19 protein-coding genes are annotated in these 18101 nt (G+C 71.5%); 7 read left to right on the plus strand and 12 right to left on the minus strand.

Features of this window, described 5'->3' with window-relative positions; all coding sequences use genetic code 11:
- The first annotated feature begins 28 nt into the window (after positions 1–28).
- Positions 29–715 carry a TetR/AcrR family transcriptional regulator gene (locus OC439_RS05690; protein WP_135243339.1) on the plus strand — a complete coding sequence of 229 codons (687 nt, stop codon included), beginning with the start codon at positions 29–31 and terminating at the stop codon, positions 713–715.
- Between the two features lie 12 nt (positions 716–727).
- Here the strand turns inward: OC439_RS05690 and OC439_RS05695 are convergent, their stop codons facing one another.
- The 6 genes from OC439_RS05695 to OC439_RS05720 form a co-directional block, all read right to left on the minus strand.
- A complete protein-coding gene (locus tag OC439_RS05695) occupies positions 728–1696 on the minus strand; it encodes an NAD(P)/FAD-dependent oxidoreductase (RefSeq protein WP_262012536.1) in 969 nt (322 codons plus the stop codon).
- A gap of 105 nt (positions 1697–1801) precedes the next feature.
- Entirely contained in the window at positions 1802–2458 is a 657-nt protein-coding gene (locus OC439_RS05700) for a rhomboid family intramembrane serine protease (protein WP_262012537.1), read from the minus strand.
- Positions 2459–2560: 102 nt separating this feature from the next.
- A complete protein-coding gene (locus tag OC439_RS05705) occupies positions 2561–3247 on the minus strand; it encodes a transglycosylase SLT domain-containing protein (protein WP_262012538.1) in 687 nt (228 codons plus the stop codon).
- A 233-nt stretch (positions 3248–3480) separates the two neighbouring features.
- Positions 3481–4887, minus strand: a complete 1407-nt coding sequence (locus OC439_RS05710) for a PhoH family protein (RefSeq protein WP_262012539.1) — start codon at positions 4885–4887, stop codon at positions 3481–3483.
- A 317-nt stretch (positions 4888–5204) separates the two neighbouring features.
- A complete protein-coding gene (locus OC439_RS05715) occupies positions 5205–5630 on the minus strand; it encodes a hypothetical protein (RefSeq protein ID WP_120571626.1) in 426 nt (141 codons plus the stop codon).
- Entirely contained in the window at positions 5627–5968 is a 342-nt protein-coding gene (locus OC439_RS05720; RefSeq protein WP_262012540.1) for a hypothetical protein, read from the minus strand. The genes OC439_RS05715 and OC439_RS05720 overlap by 4 nt, the downstream gene beginning before the upstream one ends.
- Before the next feature lie 265 nt (positions 5969–6233).
- On the opposite strand from OC439_RS05720, the gene OC439_RS05725 reads away from it, so the two are divergent.
- The 3 genes from OC439_RS05725 (at position 6234) to otsB (ending at position 8085) form a co-directional block, all read left to right on the plus strand.
- A complete protein-coding gene (locus OC439_RS05725) occupies positions 6234–6674 on the plus strand; it encodes a helix-turn-helix domain-containing protein (protein WP_262012541.1) in 441 nt (146 codons plus the stop codon).
- A 163-nt stretch (positions 6675–6837) separates the two neighbouring features.
- A complete protein-coding gene (locus tag OC439_RS05730) occupies positions 6838–7191 on the plus strand; it encodes a hypothetical protein (RefSeq protein ID WP_013284062.1) in 354 nt (117 codons plus the stop codon).
- 69 nt (positions 7192–7260) lie between these two features.
- Positions 7261–8085: a trehalose-phosphatase gene (gene otsB / locus OC439_RS05735; RefSeq protein WP_262012542.1), complete on the plus strand. Its 825-nt coding sequence runs from the start codon at positions 7261–7263 to the stop codon at positions 8083–8085.
- Positions 8086–8246: 161 nt separating this feature from the next.
- Here the strand turns inward: otsB and OC439_RS05740 are convergent, their stop codons facing one another.
- From OC439_RS05740 to OC439_RS05755, 4 genes are all read right to left on the minus strand, one after another.
- Positions 8247–9017 carry an isoprenyl transferase gene (locus tag OC439_RS05740; protein ID WP_013284060.1) on the minus strand — a complete coding sequence of 257 codons (771 nt, stop codon included), beginning with the start codon at positions 9015–9017 and terminating at the stop codon, positions 8247–8249.
- Between the two features lie 31 nt (positions 9018–9048).
- Positions 9049–10209, minus strand: a complete 1161-nt coding sequence (locus OC439_RS05745; protein ID WP_262012543.1) for a geranylgeranyl reductase family protein — start codon at positions 10207–10209, stop codon at positions 9049–9051.
- A 91-nt stretch (positions 10210–10300) separates the two neighbouring features.
- A complete protein-coding gene (locus OC439_RS05750; RefSeq protein WP_262012544.1) occupies positions 10301–11158 on the minus strand; it encodes a hypothetical protein in 858 nt (285 codons plus the stop codon).
- Between the two features lie 40 nt (positions 11159–11198).
- Positions 11199–13040: a phosphoenolpyruvate carboxykinase (GTP) gene (locus OC439_RS05755; protein ID WP_262012545.1), complete on the minus strand. Its 1842-nt coding sequence runs from the start codon at positions 13038–13040 to the stop codon at positions 11199–11201.
- A gap of 491 nt (positions 13041–13531) precedes the next feature.
- On the opposite strand from OC439_RS05755, the gene OC439_RS05760 reads away from it, so the two are divergent.
- Positions 13532–14068 (plus strand): GtrA family protein, encoded by a 537-nt coding sequence (locus tag OC439_RS05760; protein WP_194798954.1) that lies wholly within the window; start codon positions 13532–13534, stop codon positions 14066–14068.
- A 62-nt stretch (positions 14069–14130) separates the two neighbouring features.
- Positions 14131–14826 carry a GtrA family protein gene (locus OC439_RS05765; protein ID WP_262012547.1) on the plus strand — a complete coding sequence of 232 codons (696 nt, stop codon included), beginning with the start codon at positions 14131–14133 and terminating at the stop codon, positions 14824–14826.
- A gap of 56 nt (positions 14827–14882) precedes the next feature.
- Here the strand turns inward: OC439_RS05765 and OC439_RS05770 are convergent, their stop codons facing one another.
- The gene (locus OC439_RS05770; RefSeq protein ID WP_262012548.1) at positions 14883–15452 is read right to left on the minus strand and encodes a PH domain-containing protein; all 570 of its coding nucleotides are present in this window, start codon (positions 15450–15452) and stop codon (positions 14883–14885) included.
- A gap of 110 nt (positions 15453–15562) precedes the next feature.
- On the minus strand, positions 15563–16435 hold the full coding sequence (locus OC439_RS05775) for a biotin--[acetyl-CoA-carboxylase] ligase (RefSeq protein ID WP_262012549.1): 873 nt from the start codon (positions 16433–16435) through the stop codon (positions 15563–15565).
- A gap of 72 nt (positions 16436–16507) precedes the next feature.
- Here OC439_RS05775 and OC439_RS05780 point away from each other — a divergent pair, with 72 nt between their 5' ends.
- On the plus strand, positions 16508–18091 hold the full coding sequence (locus tag OC439_RS05780; protein WP_013284052.1) for an acyl-CoA carboxylase subunit beta: 1584 nt from the start codon (positions 16508–16510) through the stop codon (positions 18089–18091).
- Positions 18092–18101: the final 10 nt, after the last annotated feature.

Below are 18101 nucleotides of genomic sequence, written 5' to 3' on the forward strand. Positions count from 1 at the left end.
CTGCTCTCATCCGTGGCAGAGTGACGGCATGGTCGCTCCCTCGCTCCGCGCCCGGGTCCGCGCCGGGATGATCGAAGAGATCAAGACGGTCGCCCGCCGCCACCTGGACACCGACGGCGCGAACCTCTCCCTGCGCGCTGTCGCCCGCGACCTCGGCATGGTCTCCTCGGCGATCTACCGCTACTTCCCCAGCCGCGACGACCTGCTCACCGCGCTGATCCTGGAGGCGTACGACGCGCTCGGCGACGCGGTGGAGGCGGCCGACGCCGCCGCCGACCAGGCCGACCTGCGCGGACGGTGGCTCGCCGCCTGCCGGGCCGCCCGTACGTGGGCGCTGGCCCACCCCGCCGAGTACGCGCTGCTCTACGGCAGCCCGGTGCCCGGGTACGCGGCCCCGGACGACACCGTCGCGCCGGCCCAGCGCCCACCGGTGACCCTGGTCGGCATCCTGCGCGACGGCCTGGCCTCCGGCCGGCTCGCCCCGCCCGACGAGGAACTGCCCGAGCCGCTCCGCGGCGACGTGGCCGAACTGGTCGGGCTGCTCGGCATGGACGTGCCGCCCGCGCTGCTGGCGCGCGGCATGGCCGGCTGGACCCAACTGTTCGGGCTGATCAGCTTCGAGCTGTTCGGCCGGATCAACCGGGCGCTACCGCACCGCGACGAGTACTTCGACCACCAGATCGGCCTGATGGCGGACCTGGTCGGCCTGCCCTGACGCCGATCGGCGTCAGGTGCCGTCGGAGGAGTGACCGGGGAACAGGTGCGCGGTCGGGTCGATGACGACAGCCGCGTTGTTCACGGCGGTGGCGGCCTCGCCGAAGCCGGTGGCGATCAGGCGGACCTTGCCCGGGTACTCGGTGATGTCCCCGGCCGCGAACACCCGGGGCAGGTTGGTGGCCATCGCGCTGTCCACCACGATGTGCCGCCGGTCGATGTTCAGCCCCCACTCGGCGAGCGGGCCGAGGTCGGCGGTGAAGCCGAGCGCGGCCACCACGGTGTCCACCGGCAGCGTCTCCGCCTCGCCGCCGCGTACGGTCAGCTCGGCGCCGGTGACGGTCTCCTCGCCGTACAGCCGGCTCACCTCGGCGTTCACCACGATCCGCACCGGCAGCGCGCGGACACGATCGATGGTGGCGGCGTGCGCCCGGAAGCGGTCCCGCCGGTGCACCAGCGTCACCGACCGGGCCAGCGGGGCGAGCGTGGCGGCCCAGTCGAACGCCGAGTCGCCGCCGCCGACGATGAGCACGTGCCGGTCGGTCAGCTCGGCCGGCTGCGGCACGAAGTAGACGATCCCGCCGCCGGTGAAGCTCTCCGCGACCGGCAGCGGCCGGGGCGTGAAGCTGCCGAGCCCGCCGGTGACCAGCACCGCGCCGCAGGTGAGCTGCTCACCGCCGGCGAGGCCGAGAACCGGCCGGCCGTCGAGGTAGGACAGCTTCTCCGCGCGTACGCCGAGCCGGTAGTCGGGGTGGAACGGCGCGGCCTGGGCGACCAGGTTCGCGACCAGCTCGCGGCCCTTGATCGCGGGGAAGCCGGCGACGTCGAGGATCAGCTTCTCCGGGTACATCGCGGTGACCTGGCCGCCCGGCTCGGGCAGCGCGTCGATCACCGACACGGAGAGTCCGCGGAAACCGGCGTAGTAGGCGGCGAAGAGCCCGGCGGGACCGGCCCCGATCACGGCGACATCGACCTCGCGCATGGCGTACCGTCACTTTCCGCTTCGGATCACCCCGTGCTGATGCCGAAACGGTAGGCGGGCGGGTGGCCCCGGGCAAGCATGTCCCGCGCTTCGATCAACGCGCCGTCAGGGCAGCGTCATCCTGGGTGAGCCGAGGCGGTCGGATTCGCCGGTGTCGTTGCGGCGGCGGAACAGGATCGCCGCGACCACGCCGCCGAGCAGCCCGAACAGGTGACCCTGCCAGGAGATGCGCTCGTCGGTGGGCAGGATGCCGAGCAGCTGCCAGCCGTAGAGCAACCCGACCAGCAGGCCGACGGCGAAGTTCCACCAGCTCCGCTCCACCACGCCCCGGGTGAGCAGGATGCCGAGGTAGCCGAAGATGACTCCGCTGGCGCCGACCACCACCGAGTTGGGTGAGCCGGTGAACCAGACGCCCAGGCCGCTGACCAGGATGATGACGGCGGTGGACCAGAGGAACCGGCGGGGGCCCGCGGCGAGCACGAACGTGCCGAGCAGGATCAGCGGGATGCTGTTGCTGTAGAGGTGGTTCCAGCCGGCGTGCAGGAACGGTGAGAAGAAGACGCCGTCCAGGCCCTGGAGCCGCTGCGGGATGATGCCGGCGGTGTAGTCCAGGCCGAGTCGCAGGCCGACGTCGAGCGCCTCGATGAGGAACAGCACCGGCACGACCGCGCACATGGCGACGAAGGCCCGGCCGAGCGCCGCGTAGAACGCGTCGGTGCCGAACCGGTAGGGGTCGCCGCTGGGGCCGCCGTGCCAGGTCACCTACCAAGAGCTATCAGCAAAAGTGGCAGGCCGCCAGTCGAGGGCCGGTACGACGAAGGCGGGACACCGGGTCTCCCCGCGTGTCCCGCCGTCGTCGTGATGTCAGTACCAGCCCGAACTCTGCGACTTCTGCCAGGCGCCGCAGGGGGTGTCGTACCGGCCCTTGATGTAGCCGAGACCCCACGTGATCTGGGTCGCCGGGTTGGTCTTCCAGTCGTCGGCCACCGAGGCCATCTTGCTGCCCGGCACCGCCTGCGGGATCCCGTACGCCCCGGACGAGCTGTTGGAAGCCTTCGGGTTCCAGCCGCTCTCCTTGGTCCACAGCTTGTCCAGGCAGGGGAACTGGTCGATGCCGAAGCCCTTGTCGAGCATGACGGCGCAACCGATCTTCCGGTTGCCGCTGTACTCCGCGCACGAGGACGGGATCGGGCCGTCGTACGGCTTGATCTTCGTCTCCTCCTCCTCCGCTGCGGCCCGCTCCTTCTTGCGGGTGGCGGCGGCCGCCTCGGCCTTCCTGGCCCGCTCGGCGGCCTCCTTCGCCGCCGCGGCGGCACGCAGCTTCGCCTGGTACTCGGCGGCGCGCTGCCGGGACGAGTCCACGCGGTGGTCGGACAGCCGGTCGCGCTGGTACGCGTACTCCGCCTGGTCGACCTCCAGGCCGACCTGCGCGGTCAGGCCCTGCTGCTGGGTCTGTCGGTCCTCACCCAGATAGAAGCCGCCGGCGACGCCCACGGAGAGCAGCGCGACAGCGGCCGTACGGGCGCCGAACCGGCTCCAGAGCCGACTCACGAAGTTTCCCTTCGTCGGGGGCAGGGACACGGCACGCGCATGGCCGGGTCGGGTCACGCCGGGTGCCGTGAGCGCACCGGTACCGGTGTGACTCCGGGCCGTGTCCGGCTCCCGAGTGGTAGGTGACGCTCGATGGACACCATTGCGCACAGTGAGGCCGGTGGGAAATGGCCGGGCCTAAAAGTGATCTGCGTCACCCTGAAAATGCGTACAAAGTAGGGCAAAGGCGGCAGTCAGCCGGGGATGTCCTCCAGTAGATCGGTGACCATAGCGGCGATCGGAGAACGCTCCGATCGGCTGAGCGTGACGTGCGCGAAGAGGGGATGCCCCTTCAGCGCCTCGATCACCGCCGTCACCCCGTCGTGCCGGCCGACCCGCAGATTGTCCCGCTGGGCCACGTCGTGGGTGAGCACCACCCGCGACCCCTGACCGATCCGGGACAGCACGGTGAGCAGCACGCCCCGCTCCAGCGACTGCGCCTCGTCCACGATGACGAACGCGTCGTGCAGGCTCCGGCCGCGGATGTGGGTCAGCGGCAGCACCTCCAGCAGCCCGCGCGAGGTGACCTCCTCCAGCACGTTCTCGTGCACCACCGAGCCGAGCGTGTCGAAGACGGCCTGCGCCCACGGCGACATCTTCTCCGACTCCGACCCGGGCAGGTAGCCGAGTTCCTGGCCGCCGACCGCGTACAGGGGACGGAACACGATCACCTTCTTGTGCCGGCGACGCTCCATCACCGCCTCCAGGCCGGCGCAGAGCGCCAGCGCGGACTTGCCGGTGCCGGCCCGCCCGCCGAGCGACACGATGCCGATGGACTCGTCCAGCAGCAGGTCGAGCGCGATCCGCTGCTCCGCCGAGCGCCCGTGCACGCCGAACGCCTCCCGGTCGCCGCGGACCAGCCGGATCGTCTTGTCCGGCAGCACCCGCCCCAGCGCCGAGCCCCGCCCCGAGTGCAGCACCAGACCGGTGTGGCAGGGCAGGCCCGCCGCGGCGTCGACGTCGAACGCCTCGCCCGCGTACAGCCGGCCGATCTCCTCCTCGGCCAGGTCCAGCTCGGCCATCCCGGTCCAGGTCGGATCGCTGGCCTGGCCGTGCCGGTACTCGTCGGCGCGCAGGCCCACCGAGGCCGCCTTCACCCGCAGCGGCATGTCCTTGCTGACGAGCGTGACCTCACGCCCCTCGGCGGCCAGGTTGAGCGCCACGGACAGGATGCGCGCGTCGTTCGACTCGTTGCGGAAGCCGGGCGGCAGCACCCCGTCGTCGGTGTGGTTCAGCTCCACCCGCAGCGTGCCGCCCTGGTCGTTGGCGGGCACCGGGCGGTCCAGCCGGCCGTGCCGCACGCGCAGCTCGTCCAGCATGCGCAGCGACTGGCGGGCGAACCAGCCCAGCTCGGGGTGGTGTCGCTTGCCCTCCAACTCGGAGATCACCACCAGCGGCAACACCACCTCGTGCTCGGCGAAGCGGTGGAAGGCGGCCGGGTCGGACAGCAGGACCGAGGTGTCCAGGACGAAGGCCTGGCCTGCTGGTCGGGGCTCCTCGGCCTCGGCGGCGGCGCCGCGGCGGCTGCGGGTGGTCCGGCGGGTCGGGGCGGTCGAGGCCGGGGTCTGCTCGGCTCCGGCGGGGGTACGGCGAGTGGTCACAGGCCTGCTCCGCGGATGGGCACCCGGCCACCCGAGTTCCGCCTCTTCCGGTGCCCGGAGGACACGGGGTCGGATGCGGGCCCCGTGCGCGAGGACGCAGGTCCGGGCTGTCCGGCTGGCCCGGGAAAACCCCGTGCCATGCCTAGACGCTAATCGCACCGGGGCCGCGGGGCTAGAGGCGCGCGTGGATCATCGTCCGGTCTTCGCCGGACGTACACCCGTTCGAGTGACCGGCGGACCGGAACCGGCCGGGATGCATGCCCCCTGCGCGCACCCCGGCCGGTCGTCCACTGCGGCGCCGCGACGCGGCGCGGGCCTCAGCCCTGGCGGCGCACCAGCGTGCCGGCCCGCGGTCCGGCGCCGGCCGCGCCGAACGACGATCCGGTGTACGTGGTGCCCACCCGCCCGACGGCGCCGAGCCGGCCGGTGGCGGTGACACGGACGGCCGGGGCGGAGCCGGGCCGGGCGGCGACCGCCGCGGGTACTGAGGTGCCGGCGAACGGCACGGCCGAGCGCCCGGCCGACGTCACCACCGTGGGACCGGGACCGGACAGCGCGGAGGCGATGGCCGCCTGGGCGTCGCGCCGGCGGCGGTTCCAGGCGCCCCGGTCACCGTCGAAGTAGCCCTGGCGGTAACCGAACCGGTAGCCGATGCGGTAGCTGAGCTGGCCGTGCAGGCGGCCGGCCGCGTAGCAGGTGGAGCCGAGCACGAGGACGAGCACCACGGCGAGAAAGGGGGTCATCGCTCGTCCGTCCCGGTAAGTGGGTCGACCACCAGCAGCCGTTCCAGGTCGTCGGTGCTGACCTCCTCGACCAGCTCGACACTGATCCGGCATCCGTCGAGGATCACCTCGGCCACCGACGCCCGGCGGATCTCGCCGCCGGAGTCGTAGACCCGCACGCTCAGCTCGGGGCAGCCGAGGTGGGTCCGCCACGCGTCCCACTCCCCCCGGTCGCCGACGCTGAGTGAGAGGTACCGGCACCCGCGGGCGAGATAGAGACGCCAGGGGGCGCTCAGCCCGGCGGACACTCCGTCCGCGATCAGCCCGAAGGCCTGGGCACGGGTCGCGAGTTCGGTCACGAGACCCCCCTCGGCACCCGCGGAGTGACGCATGTGAGCACTCGTCGTCTCAAGCACGTGACACAACGTAAGTTGTCTCATGAGCGTGACAGTATCAGCTTTTCAGGCCTTTGCCGCCGTACTGGCGTCCATCTATTCTGCCCGGGTGACACCCCTCAGGAGCAGCACTGGATCGTTTACCGGAAGTCCGCGATCAGCGTCACGTCGGCGTGACAGCAGCGTGCCGAGCCGCCCTCCCGGGACCGACTGGCCGTACCGTCACGGGGTGACCGAGACGACCAACGCACGGAAGATCGCGTTCGCCACCTTCGTCCGGCGCGCGCTCGACGACGCCCGCGCGCTGCGGGCCTGGAGCGGCACCGAGGTCTCCCGGCGCACCGGCGTCTCCCGCCAGACCATCAACCGATGGGTGCGCGGCGACTGGGCGAGCGACCCGGAGGCGGAACGCGTCGTCGCCTTCTGCGAGGGCCTCGGGCTCGATCCGGCCGCCGCGTTCACCGCGCTCGGCTGGGACCGGGCCGCCGGGCCGCGTCCCGCGCCCACCCCACCCCCGATGGACCCGGACGTGGAGGCGCTGCTGCGCCGGCTGGTCGACCCGAGCGTGTCCGACGCGGAGAAGTTCCACATTCGAGAAACCATTCGTTACCTCGCATATCGCCCGACCCTGCCGGGCGGTGTCCGAAATAGGGGGAAACAGGCCGGGTAGTTCCTCAGATGGCGAAAGAACGGAAGGTCGGACCCGATCGTTTCGCCGCGGGGACGGATCGGACCCGCTAGCGTCCACGTTTGTACTGCTAGGGGCTCGTCATCGGCGGGGGGGCGGGACACAGCCGAACCCAGCCCTGCGGGACAGAAGGAGGGGTCTGTCCATGACCCTGAAATGGTTGGCAGTCGTGGTCGCGGTGGTGTCGCTGACATCGTGCGTGACCGGCAACGTGGTGGTCGGCGTACTGGACGGCGGGCAGCTTCCCCTGGTCGTCAACCTCTTCGCGCTCACCACAGCCGGCACCGCGGTGATCCTCGCCGTCGTCGCCGAGCTGCACGATCGGCTAAACGACCGGGTCAGCGCGCTCACCGAGTTCCTGGTGGCGCGGCTCAACGAGATCGAGGCGCACACCGGCGACCGCAACACCGGCTTCGTGGAGGGCTACCTGCTCAGCCACGGGCAGGAGGCAGCAGTGGTGCCGTTCGGTCGCCGGGGACGAGGAGCCGCCGAACGCTGATCACCACGTCGTTCCGACGTCACATCTCGGCCACGAATACGCCGCCCGGCGCGGGGTACGCTGACGCGCGTGCCGCCGTTGAATCTGGGCAACCAGCAGCCGAAGACCCCGTTGAACGCGGAGCACGCCTGGCGTGCCACCGCCGACCGCGCGGGTGACGTCGTCCTCTTCTTCGACTTCGACGGCACCCTGGCGCCCGTCGACGACGATCCCACGGCCGTACGGCCCGCGCCCAACGTGCTCACCGCGCTGGAGGCGCTCGCCCCGCACGTCCGCCGGATCGCCATCGTCTCCGCCCGCCCGGTGGACTTCCTCCGCGACCACCTCGGCGGCCTCACCGGCATCGACCTGTACGGGCTCTACGGCCTGGAGCACAGCCACTCCGGCGGCGAGACGGTCACCGAGCCGGCCGCCCTGCCGTGGGTGCCGACCATGTCGGAGCTGGCCGAGCAGGCCCGCGCCGAACTGCCGCCCGGCGCGCTCGTCGAGTACAAGCGGCTCTCCGTCGCGCTGCACTGGCGTACCGCCCCGCAGCTCGGCGACCTGGTGCAGGAGTGGGGCCGGGCCCAGGCCGAGCGGCTGGGGCTGCGCGCCCAGCCGGGCCGGATGGTGCTGGAACTGAAGCCTCCGGTCGACCGGGACAAGGGCATGGTGATCGGCGAGACGGTCCGGGACGCCGGTGGCGCCTGGTACTTCGGTGACGACGTCTCCGACATCAAGGCGTTCGCCGCGCTGCGCGCCCGCGCCGCCGACGATCCCGACTTCCTCGGCGTCTGCGTCGCGGTCGCCAACCCGGAGACCGGTCACGAGGTGGCCGACGCCGCCGACCTGACCCTGGACTCCCCCGCCGCCCTGGCCGACTTCCTCACCTCAGCCCTGCCCCACCTCCGCTGACCCCGGTCTCCGCGCGGCCCGGTCTCTCCCCCGCGATCTTGCACTTCCTGCCCCGAGGGCGCGGCTTATGCCCCCTTTGTCGGGGCAGCAAGTGCAAGATCGCCGAGGCGGGCGGGCGGGGGCGACGGGGCTGGGGCGGCGCGGGCGGGGGCGAGGGTGGGTCAGGTGCCGAAGCGGCGCTGGCGGGTGGCGTAGGAGCGCAGGGCCCGCAGGAAGTCGACCTTGCGGAAGTCGGGCCAGTTCAGTTCGCAGAAGTAGAACTCCGAGTGCGCGCTCTGCCAGAGCATGAAGCCGGAGAGCCGCTGCTCGCCGCTGGTCCGGATGATCAGATCCGGGTCCGGCAGCCCCTTCGTGTAGAGGTGCTCGGAGATGTGGTCGACGTTGATCGAGGTGGCCAGCTCCTCGATCGTGCCGCCGTTCGCCGCGTGCTCCACCAGCAGCGAGCGGACCGCGTCGGCGATCTCGCGCCGCCCGCCGTACCCGACCGCGATGTTGACCTGAGCCCCGCCGTCGCGGTCGCGGGTGCGTTCCTCGGCGGCCTTGAGCGCGGCGGCGTGCTGCGCCGGCAGCACGTCGAGCGCGCCGACCATCCGCAGCCGCCAGGGGTTGCCCTCCTCGGCCAGCTCGGTGGTGAGGTCCTCGATGATCTGGAGCAGCGGGTCCAGCTCGGCGGCCGGGCGGGACAGGTTGTCGGTGGAGAGCAGCCAGAGTGTGACGTGCCCGACGCCTGCCGCGTCGCACCAGCGGAGCAGCTCCTTGATCCGTTCGGCGCCCATCCGGTGGCCGTCGTTCGGGTCGACGAAGCCCATTTCCCGGGCCCATCTGCGGTTGCCGTCGCACATCACGCCGACGTGTGCGGGTACGGGCTTGCCCGCGAGCTTCGCCGTCAGCCGGCGCTCGTACACGGAGTAGAGGAGTTTCCGCAGAGTCATCACCTTGCAGGGTAGCGACCCGCGGGAGAGATCAGTGTCTCGGTGGCATATCACCTGACGGTGAGACGGTCCGGCGCGGTCGCGGCAGGTCCGCCCCGATCGCCATCAGGGTGCGCGCGTCCAGCCGGCCGTCGCCGAGTCCCAGCTCCACCACGGTGCGGTAGACGTGTTCGTCCCGCCGGGCCGCGCCGACCACCGCGTCGACCACCCGGCGCCGCCGGGCCAGCCACGCCGCCACCGAGCTGTGCCGCAGGTGGGTGCCGAGCCGGGCGCGCAGCGCGGCGGCGTACGCCCGGGCGGCCTCGGCCGGGGAGCCGGCCGCCGCCGCGCCGGCGAGCGCCCCGGAGCGCAGCGCGTAGAAGATGCCCTCGCCGGTGAACGGGTTGATCAGCGACAGCGCGTCCCCGGCCAGCACCACCCGTCCGCGGCCGGGCGCCGGCCGGTGGGTGGACAGCGGCAGGTGGTGCGCCCGCAGCCCGGTCACCGTGGCCGGGTCGACGCCCGGGAGCAGCACGGCCATCCGGTCCAGCAGGTGCGCGCGGCTGAGCGGTTCGCCGCGCAGCACCTCCCCGTACCCGACGTTCGCGCGACCGTCGCCGATCGGAAAGGCCCAGGCGTACGCGGGCCAGCGCGCCGCCGAGGTCACGATGAGCTGTTCCGGCGGCCCGGCCGGCGCCGGCGCGTAGCCCCGGATGGCGAGCGCCAGGTGCCGGTCCGGGTTGACCGGGTGACCGAGCGCGCGCCGTACCACCGATCCGGCGCCGTCCGCGCCGACCACCGCCCGCGCGGACAGCTCGCCGTCGAGCAGCACCCGGTCGGCGGCGATCTCCAGCCGGCGTACGGTGTGCCGCCGCAGCTCCGCACCGGCGGCGACCGCCGCCGCGACCAGGCGTGCGTCGAGCACCTCGCGGGGCACCGTGTACGCGGGCCGGGGCAGCGTCCGGGCGACGGTGCCGCCACCGGGCCCCACGAGGCGCAGCGCGGGCAGTGGCGCGTAGCCGTCGACAGCGCCGGTCACGCCCAGCTCGGCGAGGACGTCCAGCGCGTGCGCGGCGATGCCGTCCCCGCACGCCTTGTCGCGCGGGAAGTCGGACCGGTCGAGCAGCAGCACCCGCGCCGCCCCGGCCCGCCGCGCGCCGAGCGCCGCGGCGGCCCCAGCGGGCCCCGCCCCCACCACCACGACGTCCCACACCCCCTCATCCTGCCCCGCCGCACCCCGCCCCGGGCGACGATCATGAGGTTGGCGGCATCAACGGAGATCGAAATCGCCGCCAACTTCATGATCAACGGGGTGGGGTGGGGGTGCGGGTGGCTCGGGTCAGGGACCAGAGGGTGAGGGCGGCGGCCGTCACCAGGGGGGCGCCGTCGCGGATCAGGCCGTCGATGCCGAGCAGCCACCAGCACAGGGGCAGGTCGATCGCGAGTACGCCGAGGGTGACGGCCACCAGGCCCTTCCGCGCCCACGCCTTGTCACGCAGCAGGAAGGCGGTGCAGAACAGCACGGCGTAGCTGACCGCGATGCCGGCGCCGAACCAGAAGATCAATGCCGGTACGGCGGCCAGCCGCCCGTCCAGCACGGCACCCGTCGCCACCAGCGCGGGCACGAGCATCAGCGGACTGTAGGTGAACGCCGCGACGCGGGCGGTGAGCAGCCAGCCGTTCGCCTGCGGGCGCTTCGGCGCCACCTCCCGCCAGGCGATCGTCCCGCCCTCGACGACCAGACCCTTGCGGTGCCGGACCAGATGGGCGCGGATCGCCTCGGAGCGGTAGAGCAGCACCACGACGGCGACGCAGAGCGCGGTGAGCACAGCGAACCCGACCAGGCCGGGCAGCGCGGGCACCCCTTGCCGGGGCACGATCAGCCGCCCGACCGCGAAGATCGTGGTCACCGCCAGGATCAGCCCGAACGGCCGGGCACCCACCCGTCCCTTGTTCACGTGGCCGATCAGCAGCAGGAAGCCGAGCGACCGGAGCATCGCCCAGCCGGTGCGTACGGCCAGACCGAACTCCTGCTCCGGGGCGTACCAGTAGTTGAGCAGCTCGACCACGACGGTGGCCGCCGCGGTCACGGCGAGCAGCGTGGTGAGCGCCCGGACGGCGGACGGCCGCCGGACCTCGACAGGTTCAGCGGCCGTCCTCATGGCATCCGATGTTGCCCGGCGCGGGCAACAGGCACACCTGTTACTTCTGCGGCTCCGCGTCCAGCCGGGCGCGCAGCGCGTCCAGCTCGGCCCAGAGCACGCCGGGGAGCTTGTCCCCGAACTTCTCGAACCACTCGGTGACCAGCGGCAGCTCGTTGCGCCACTCGTCCGCGTCGACCTTCAGGGCGATCCGGACGTCCTCCGGCGTCATGTCCAGACCCTCGACGTCGAGCGCGTCCTGCGCCGGCACCATGCCGATCGGCGTCTCCACCGCCTCGGCCCGGCCCTCCAGCCGCTCGATGACCCACTTGAGCACGCGGGAGTTCTCGCCGAAGCCCGGCCAGAGGAAGCTGCCCTCGGCGTCCTTGCGGAACCAGTTCACGTAGTAGATCTTGGGCAGCTTGGCCTCGTCGCCGTCCGCGCCCTTGCCCATCTCGATCCAGTGCCGGAAGTAGTCGCCGGCGTTGTAACCGATGAACGGCAGCATGGCCATCGGGTCGCGGCGGACCACGCCGACCGCGCCGGAGGCGGCGGCGGTCGTCTCCGAGGAGAGCGTGGCGCCCATGTAGACGCCGTGCACCCAGTCGCGGGCCTCGGTGACCAGCGGGATGGTGTCCCGGCGGCGGCCACCGAACAGGATCGCGTCGATCGGCACGCCGTTCGGGTCGTAGTAGTCGTCCGCCAGGATCGGGCACTGCGTGATCGGCGTGCAGAAACGGCTGTTCGCGTGCGAGGAGAGGCTCTCGCTCTCCGGCGTCCAGTCGTTGCCCTTCCAGTCGATCAGGTGCGCCGGCGGCTCACCCATGCCCTCCCACCAGATGTCGCCGTCGTCGGTCAGCGCCACGTTGGTGAAGATGGAGTTGCCCCGGTCCAGCGTCCGCATGGCGTTGGCGTTGGTCTTCCAGTCGGTGCCGGGCGCGACGCCGAACAGACCGTACTCGGGGTTGACCGCGTAGAGGCGGCCGTCCGCGCCGAACCGCATCCAGGCGATGTCGTCGCCGATGGTCTCGACCTTCCAGCCCGGGATGGTCGGCTCCAGCATGGCGAGGTTGGTCTTGCCGCAGGCCGACGGGAAGGCGCCCGCGATGTGGTAGACCTTGCCCTCCGGCGAGGTGATCTTGAGGATCAGCATGTGCTCGGCCAGCCAGCCCTCGTCGCGCCCCATCACGCTGGCGATACGCAGCGAGTAGCACTTCTTGCCGAGCAGCGAGTTGCCGCCGTAGCCGGACCCGTACGACCAGATCTCCCGGGTCTCCGGGAAGTGCGAGATGTACTTGGTCTCGTTGCACGGCCACGCCACGTCCTGCTCGCCCGGCGCGAGCGGGGCGCCGATGGAGTGCAGCGCGTGCACGAAGTCGGCGTCGTCGCCCATCGCCTCCAGGACCGAAGACCCCATCCGGGTCATGATCCGCATCGAGGCGACGACGTACGGGCTGTCGGTGATCTCCACGCCGAACATGGGGCTCTCGGCCTCGACCGGGCCCATGCAGAACGGGATGACGTACATGGTGCGCCCGCGCATGCTGCCGCGGTACAGCTCCGTCATCGTCCGCTTCATCTCGGCCGGCGCCATCCAGTTGTTGGTGGGGCCGGCGTCCGCCTCGTCGGCGGAGCAGATGAAGGTGCGCTCCTCCACCCGGGCGACGTCCGTGGGGTCGGTACGCGCGTAGAACGAGTTGGGCTTCTTCTCGGGATTCAGTCGGATCAGGGTGCCGTTCTCGACGAGTTCGTCGGTGAGGCGGCGCCACTCCTCATCAGACCCGTCCACCCAGACCACGCGGTCGGGGGTGGTCAGTTCCGCGACCTCACGTACCCAGGCCAGCAGCTTGGGGTGGGACGTCGGGGCCTGATCGATTCCCCGAACAGCAGCCGGAGCAACCATGTCACTTCTCCTTGTGGTCGACGCTGACCGATCTATGGGGTGCACGAGTTCCGGCGGGCTGGTACGCCGCCTCGTGGAAACCTGGGATTGGGCTCAGCGTAAACCGGACTGCCTCGTCAGTCAGTGGGACTGGTTGTGAAGAACTGCACAAGGTACGGCCACGCTGCGGCATCACGATCTGATACCCGCTTTCGCGCGCAGTTTCACGCAAATCCTGCGGTGAACCTTCGACGGCCGGGTCCGGCACCGGAGTGACACGGACGTCCGATCGCGGGGAAGCGTACGAACATGTCGCGAAAGACGATTCCGTGATGCGCTCCACAGATTCGCACAGCGCGTTACGCTCTGCTCACGGACATCGAGAACGGGCGACGCCTCTCCGACCCGGGCGGCCCGCGCGAGACGGCCGCGGCGAAGCCGTCGTGGCCGACTCGCCGTTGGAGTCCGCCCGGTTACCGCACAACCGGTACTCTCGGCGGGTGGCCGCGACGATGACCGGAGACCAACCGGGGGCTCCGCAGACCCGCCGGGGTCCGATCGGAGCACTGCTCGACCGTTTCGGTCATCTCATCCACGAGCTGAGCAAGTTCGCCACCGTCGGCGGGCTCGCCTTCGTCGTGGACTTCGTCCTCTTCAACTACCTGTCCAGCGGCCGGGACATGCCGCCGCTGGCCGCGAAGACCATCTCCACGGTGATCGCCGCGACAGTCGCCTTCCTCGGCAACCGGTTCTGGACGTGGCGGCACCGGCAGCGGTCGAACCCGGCCCGCGAGTACGCCCTGTTCTTCTTCTTCAACGCGGTCGGCCTCGGCATCGCGGTGGCCTGCCTGGCGATCAGCCACTACGGGCTCGGCGCGATCTGGCCCGCGGTGTTCCAGACCCCCCTGGCCGACAACCTCGCCAGCTTCATCGTCGGCACCGGCCTGGGAACGCTCTTCCGGTTCTGGTCGTACCGACGGTTCGTCTTCGTCGAGGCGGGAACACCTCCCGTTCCGGCAACGAGCCACGACCGAGAGTCCGGGGCGTGACGAACCGCCCATCCCGACCCGCCGGGCCCAGCCGGCCCAGCCAACTGCCTAAGGTGTTCCGCATGCCTGGAGTCCGTCTGCTGCCCGAGCGCTGGCAGAAGTTCATCCACGAGGCGCTCAAATTCGGCATCGTCGGCGGCATCAACACCGTCATCAATTACGCGGTGTTCAATGCGCTGGCACTCACGGTTTTCCGTGACGGTCAGCTGAAGGCGACAGTGATCGCGACGATTGTCGCCACGATCACGTCGTATCTGATGAATCGTCACTGGACGTACCGTGATCGACCGAAATCGGCACTCCGGCGCGAATACGTCCTGTTCTTCCTCTTCAACGGCGCGGGTCTGCTCATCGAGCTCGGCGTCCTGGCCCTGGCCAAGTACGGCCTCGGCGTCCACGGCCTGCTCGCGCTGAACGTCGCCAAGACCATCGGTGTCCTGCTGGCCACGCTGTTCCGCTTCTGGTCCTACCGGACGTTCGTCTTCCAGCCCGTCCCCAGGCACGCCGAGGAGACCTGGCACTCGGTGCCGCGTGACGAGTGGGACAACGTCGCCGAGATGGACCCGGTGGCCGAGCTGGCCGAGTCGGTCAGCGAGCTGGAGGAGGAGGAACCGCCTCCGGGCACCGGCCGGGCGGCCGACTTCCCGCCACCGCGTGGCCGCCCCGCACCGGCGGACGCCGGACTCGGTGGGGCGCTCGGTGCCGACCTGGACGCCGAACTCGCCGCGGAACTCCAGCCCCGCCGCGCCCGCCGCTGAACCACCGAGAAGGCCGGCACCCCTGACCCGGGGTGCCGGCCTTCTCCGTCAACGGGTCAGGGCTGCTCGCGCAGGGACTTCCCCTCGCTCATGTCGGCCAGGATCTCGCGCATCTCGCCGTCACCCAGGCTGTGCTTGTCGTGGTGCGCCTCGACCAGCTCGTAGAGCTTCGTCTGCACCCTGTCCACGCCCGGCACGTCGTGCAGCACCGACTGGCCGCGCTCACCCGCCGACTCGATGGTCAGCGTGCCGCAGCCCAGCAGCCGCTCCACGAAGCGCTGGTGCATGGCGTGGTCGTTGATCCGGGTCAGCGGCAGGTCCCGCCGGTTACGCGACAGCACCCCCTGCTGGAGGAGCACCCGCTCGTTCGTGAACAGGTAGTGCGTGGTGCGCCAGACCAGAAACGGCCACAGGCCCAGCCACAGCACCAGCGCCAGGGCGACCACGGCGATCGCGTAGAGCGCGATCGTGCCGCCGGTGCCGTCGGGCAGCAGGAGCCAGCCGGCGACGACCGCCGCGACGGCGAGCACGAGCACCAGGACCGGCCGGATCAGGGCCTTCCAGTGCGGGTGCAGGTGCAACACGACGTGCTCGTCCTCGGTGAGCACGTCTTCGGGGAACGCCACGGGGGAACCTCCTCGCAGAACAGGACGCGCTGACCGTAACCGGTCGGCGCGCCCGGCCGGCATCGGCCGCGCGGACGGCTACCCGTGGTTCGTCGACAGGGGCCCTTCCTTCACCGCAGGTGCAGCACGTCGCCTGCCGCCAGCCGCAGCGTCTCGGCGCCCGTCTCCACCAGGAGCTGCCCGTCGGCGTCCACGCCGGTGGCGGTGCCGTGCGCCTCGCTGCCGTCGGGCAGCAGCACCCGCACCTGGCGGCCGATGGTGGCGCACCCGGCCAGGTACGCCTCACGCAGCCCGCTGGCCTCCGCGTCCCCGCCGGCGTCACGCCAGCGCTCGTACCAGTCGGCGAGCGCGCGCAGCAGCGCCCGCAGCAGCGGATCCCGGTCGGTGGCGGTGGCGCCCGCGAGCTGGAGCGAGGTGGCCGGCAGCCCGGTCGGGTTCTCCGGCAGCTCGTCGGCGCGCAGCGTCACGTTCAGCCCGACACCGACCACGATCGCCGGCGGCCTGTCGTTCTCCCCCGGCACCGCCTCGGCCAGCACCCCGGCGCACTTCGCGCCGTCCACCAGCAGGTCGTTCGGCCACTTCAGCCGCGCGTCCAGCTCGGCCAGCAGGCGTACCGCCTCGGCCAGCGCGACACCGGCGAGCAACGGCAGCCAGCCGTACCCGGTGACCGGCACCGGCGTCCAGCCGCGCTCGGCGTCCGCCTCGCCGGGCCGCAGCAGCACGCTCGTGGCGAGACCGGCGCGCGGCGGCGACTGCCAGACGCGGCCGCGACGGCCCCGGCCGGAGGTCTGCCGCTCGGCGACCACCACCAGGCCCTCCGGCTCGCCGGCGCGCGCCGCGGCCACCGCGTCGGCGTTCGTCGAGCCGGTCTCGGCCAGCAGTTCCAGGCGGCGCCAGGGCCCGTGCGGCGCGACCAGCGCGCGCCGCAGCCGGGCCGCCGACAGCGGCGGTCGGTCCAGATCGGTGTACGGCGAGCCGGGCATCCCGCCAGCCTACGGCCCGGATGAGGCGCACTGCACAGCCTCAGACACCTGAACCATCGTTATATTCCACGGGTGACTACCGAGACCGGGTTCAACATCCACACGACCGCCGGCAAGCTGGCGGACCTGGAGCGACGGCTCGACGAGGCGGTGCACGCCGGGTCGGCACGCGCGGTCGAGAAGCAGCACGCGCGGGGCAAGAAGACCGCCCGCGAGCGGATCGAGATGCTCCTCGACGAGGGCTCGTTCGTCGAGCTGGACGAGTTCGCCCGGCACCGCTCGACCAACTTCGGGCTGGAGAAGACCCGCCCGTACGGGGACGGCGTGGTGACCGGCTACGGCACCGTCGACGGCCGGCAGGTCTGCGTCTTCTCGCAGGACTTCACCGTCTTCGGCGGCTCCCTCGGCGAGGTCTTCGGCGAGAAGATCGTCAAGCTGATGGACCTCGCCATGAAGATCGGCTGCCCGGTCGTCGGCATCAACGACTCCGGCGGCGCGCGGATCCAGGAGGGCGTCACGTCCCTCGGCCTCTACGGCGAGATCTTCTTCCGAAACGTCCGGGCCAGCGGCGTCATCCCGCAGATCTCGCTCATCATGGGCCCGTGCGCGGGCGGCGCCGTCTACTCCCCGGCGGTCACCGACTTCACCGTCATGGTCGACCAGACCTCGCACATGTTCATCACCGGCCCCGACGTGATCAAGACGGTCACCGGCGAGGACGTGGGCATGGAGGAGCTGGGCGGCGCCCGTACCCACAACACCCGCAGCGGCAACGCGCACTACCTCGGCACCGACGAGGAGGACGCGATCGAGTACGTCAAGGCGCTGCTGTCGTACCTGCCGTCGAACAACCTGGACGAGCCGCCGGTCTTCGACGCGCCCGCGATCCTCGACGTCACCGACGAGGACCGCGAGCTGGACACGCTAATCCCGGACTCGGCGAACCAGCCGTACGACATGCACCGGGTCATCGAGCACGTGCTCGACGACGGCGAGTTCCTCGAGGTGCAGCCGCTGTACGCGCAGAACATGGTGGTCGGTTTCGGCCGCGTCGAGGGGCGCCCGGTAGGCGTGGTGGCGAACCAGCCGATGCAGTTCGCCGGCACGCTCGACATCGCCGCGTCGGAGAAGGCGGCCCGGTTCGTGCGCACCTGCGACGCGTTCAACGTCCCGGTGCTCACCTTCGTCGACGTGCCCGGCTTCCTGCCCGGCACCGGCCAGGAGTGGGACGGCATCATCCGCCGCGGCGCGAAGCTCATCTACGCGTACGCCGAGGCCACCGTCCCCAAGGTCACCGTCATCACCCGCAAGGCGTACGGCGGGGCCTACGACGTGATGGGCTCCAAGCACCTGGGCGCGGACCTGAACTTCGCCTGGCCGACCGCGCAGATCGCGGTGATGGGCGCGCAGGGCGCGGTGAACATCCTCTACCGCTCGGAACTGGCGAACGCCGAGGACCCGGCCGCGGTCCGCGCCGAGAAGATCGCCGAGTACGAGGACACGCTCGCCAACCCGTACATCGCCGCCGAGCGCGGCTACGTCGACGGGGTGATCCCGCCGCACGAGACACGTACCCAGATCGTGCGGGCGCTGCGGGTGCTGCGCACCAAGCGCGAGACGCTGCCGCCGAAGAAGCACGGCAACATCCCGCTGTAGCCGACCCTGG

The sequence above is a fragment of the Micromonospora sp. Mcm103 genome, from assembly GCF_024519755.1.
Lineage (GTDB): Bacteria > Actinomycetota > Actinomycetes > Mycobacteriales > Micromonosporaceae > Micromonospora > Micromonospora aurantiaca.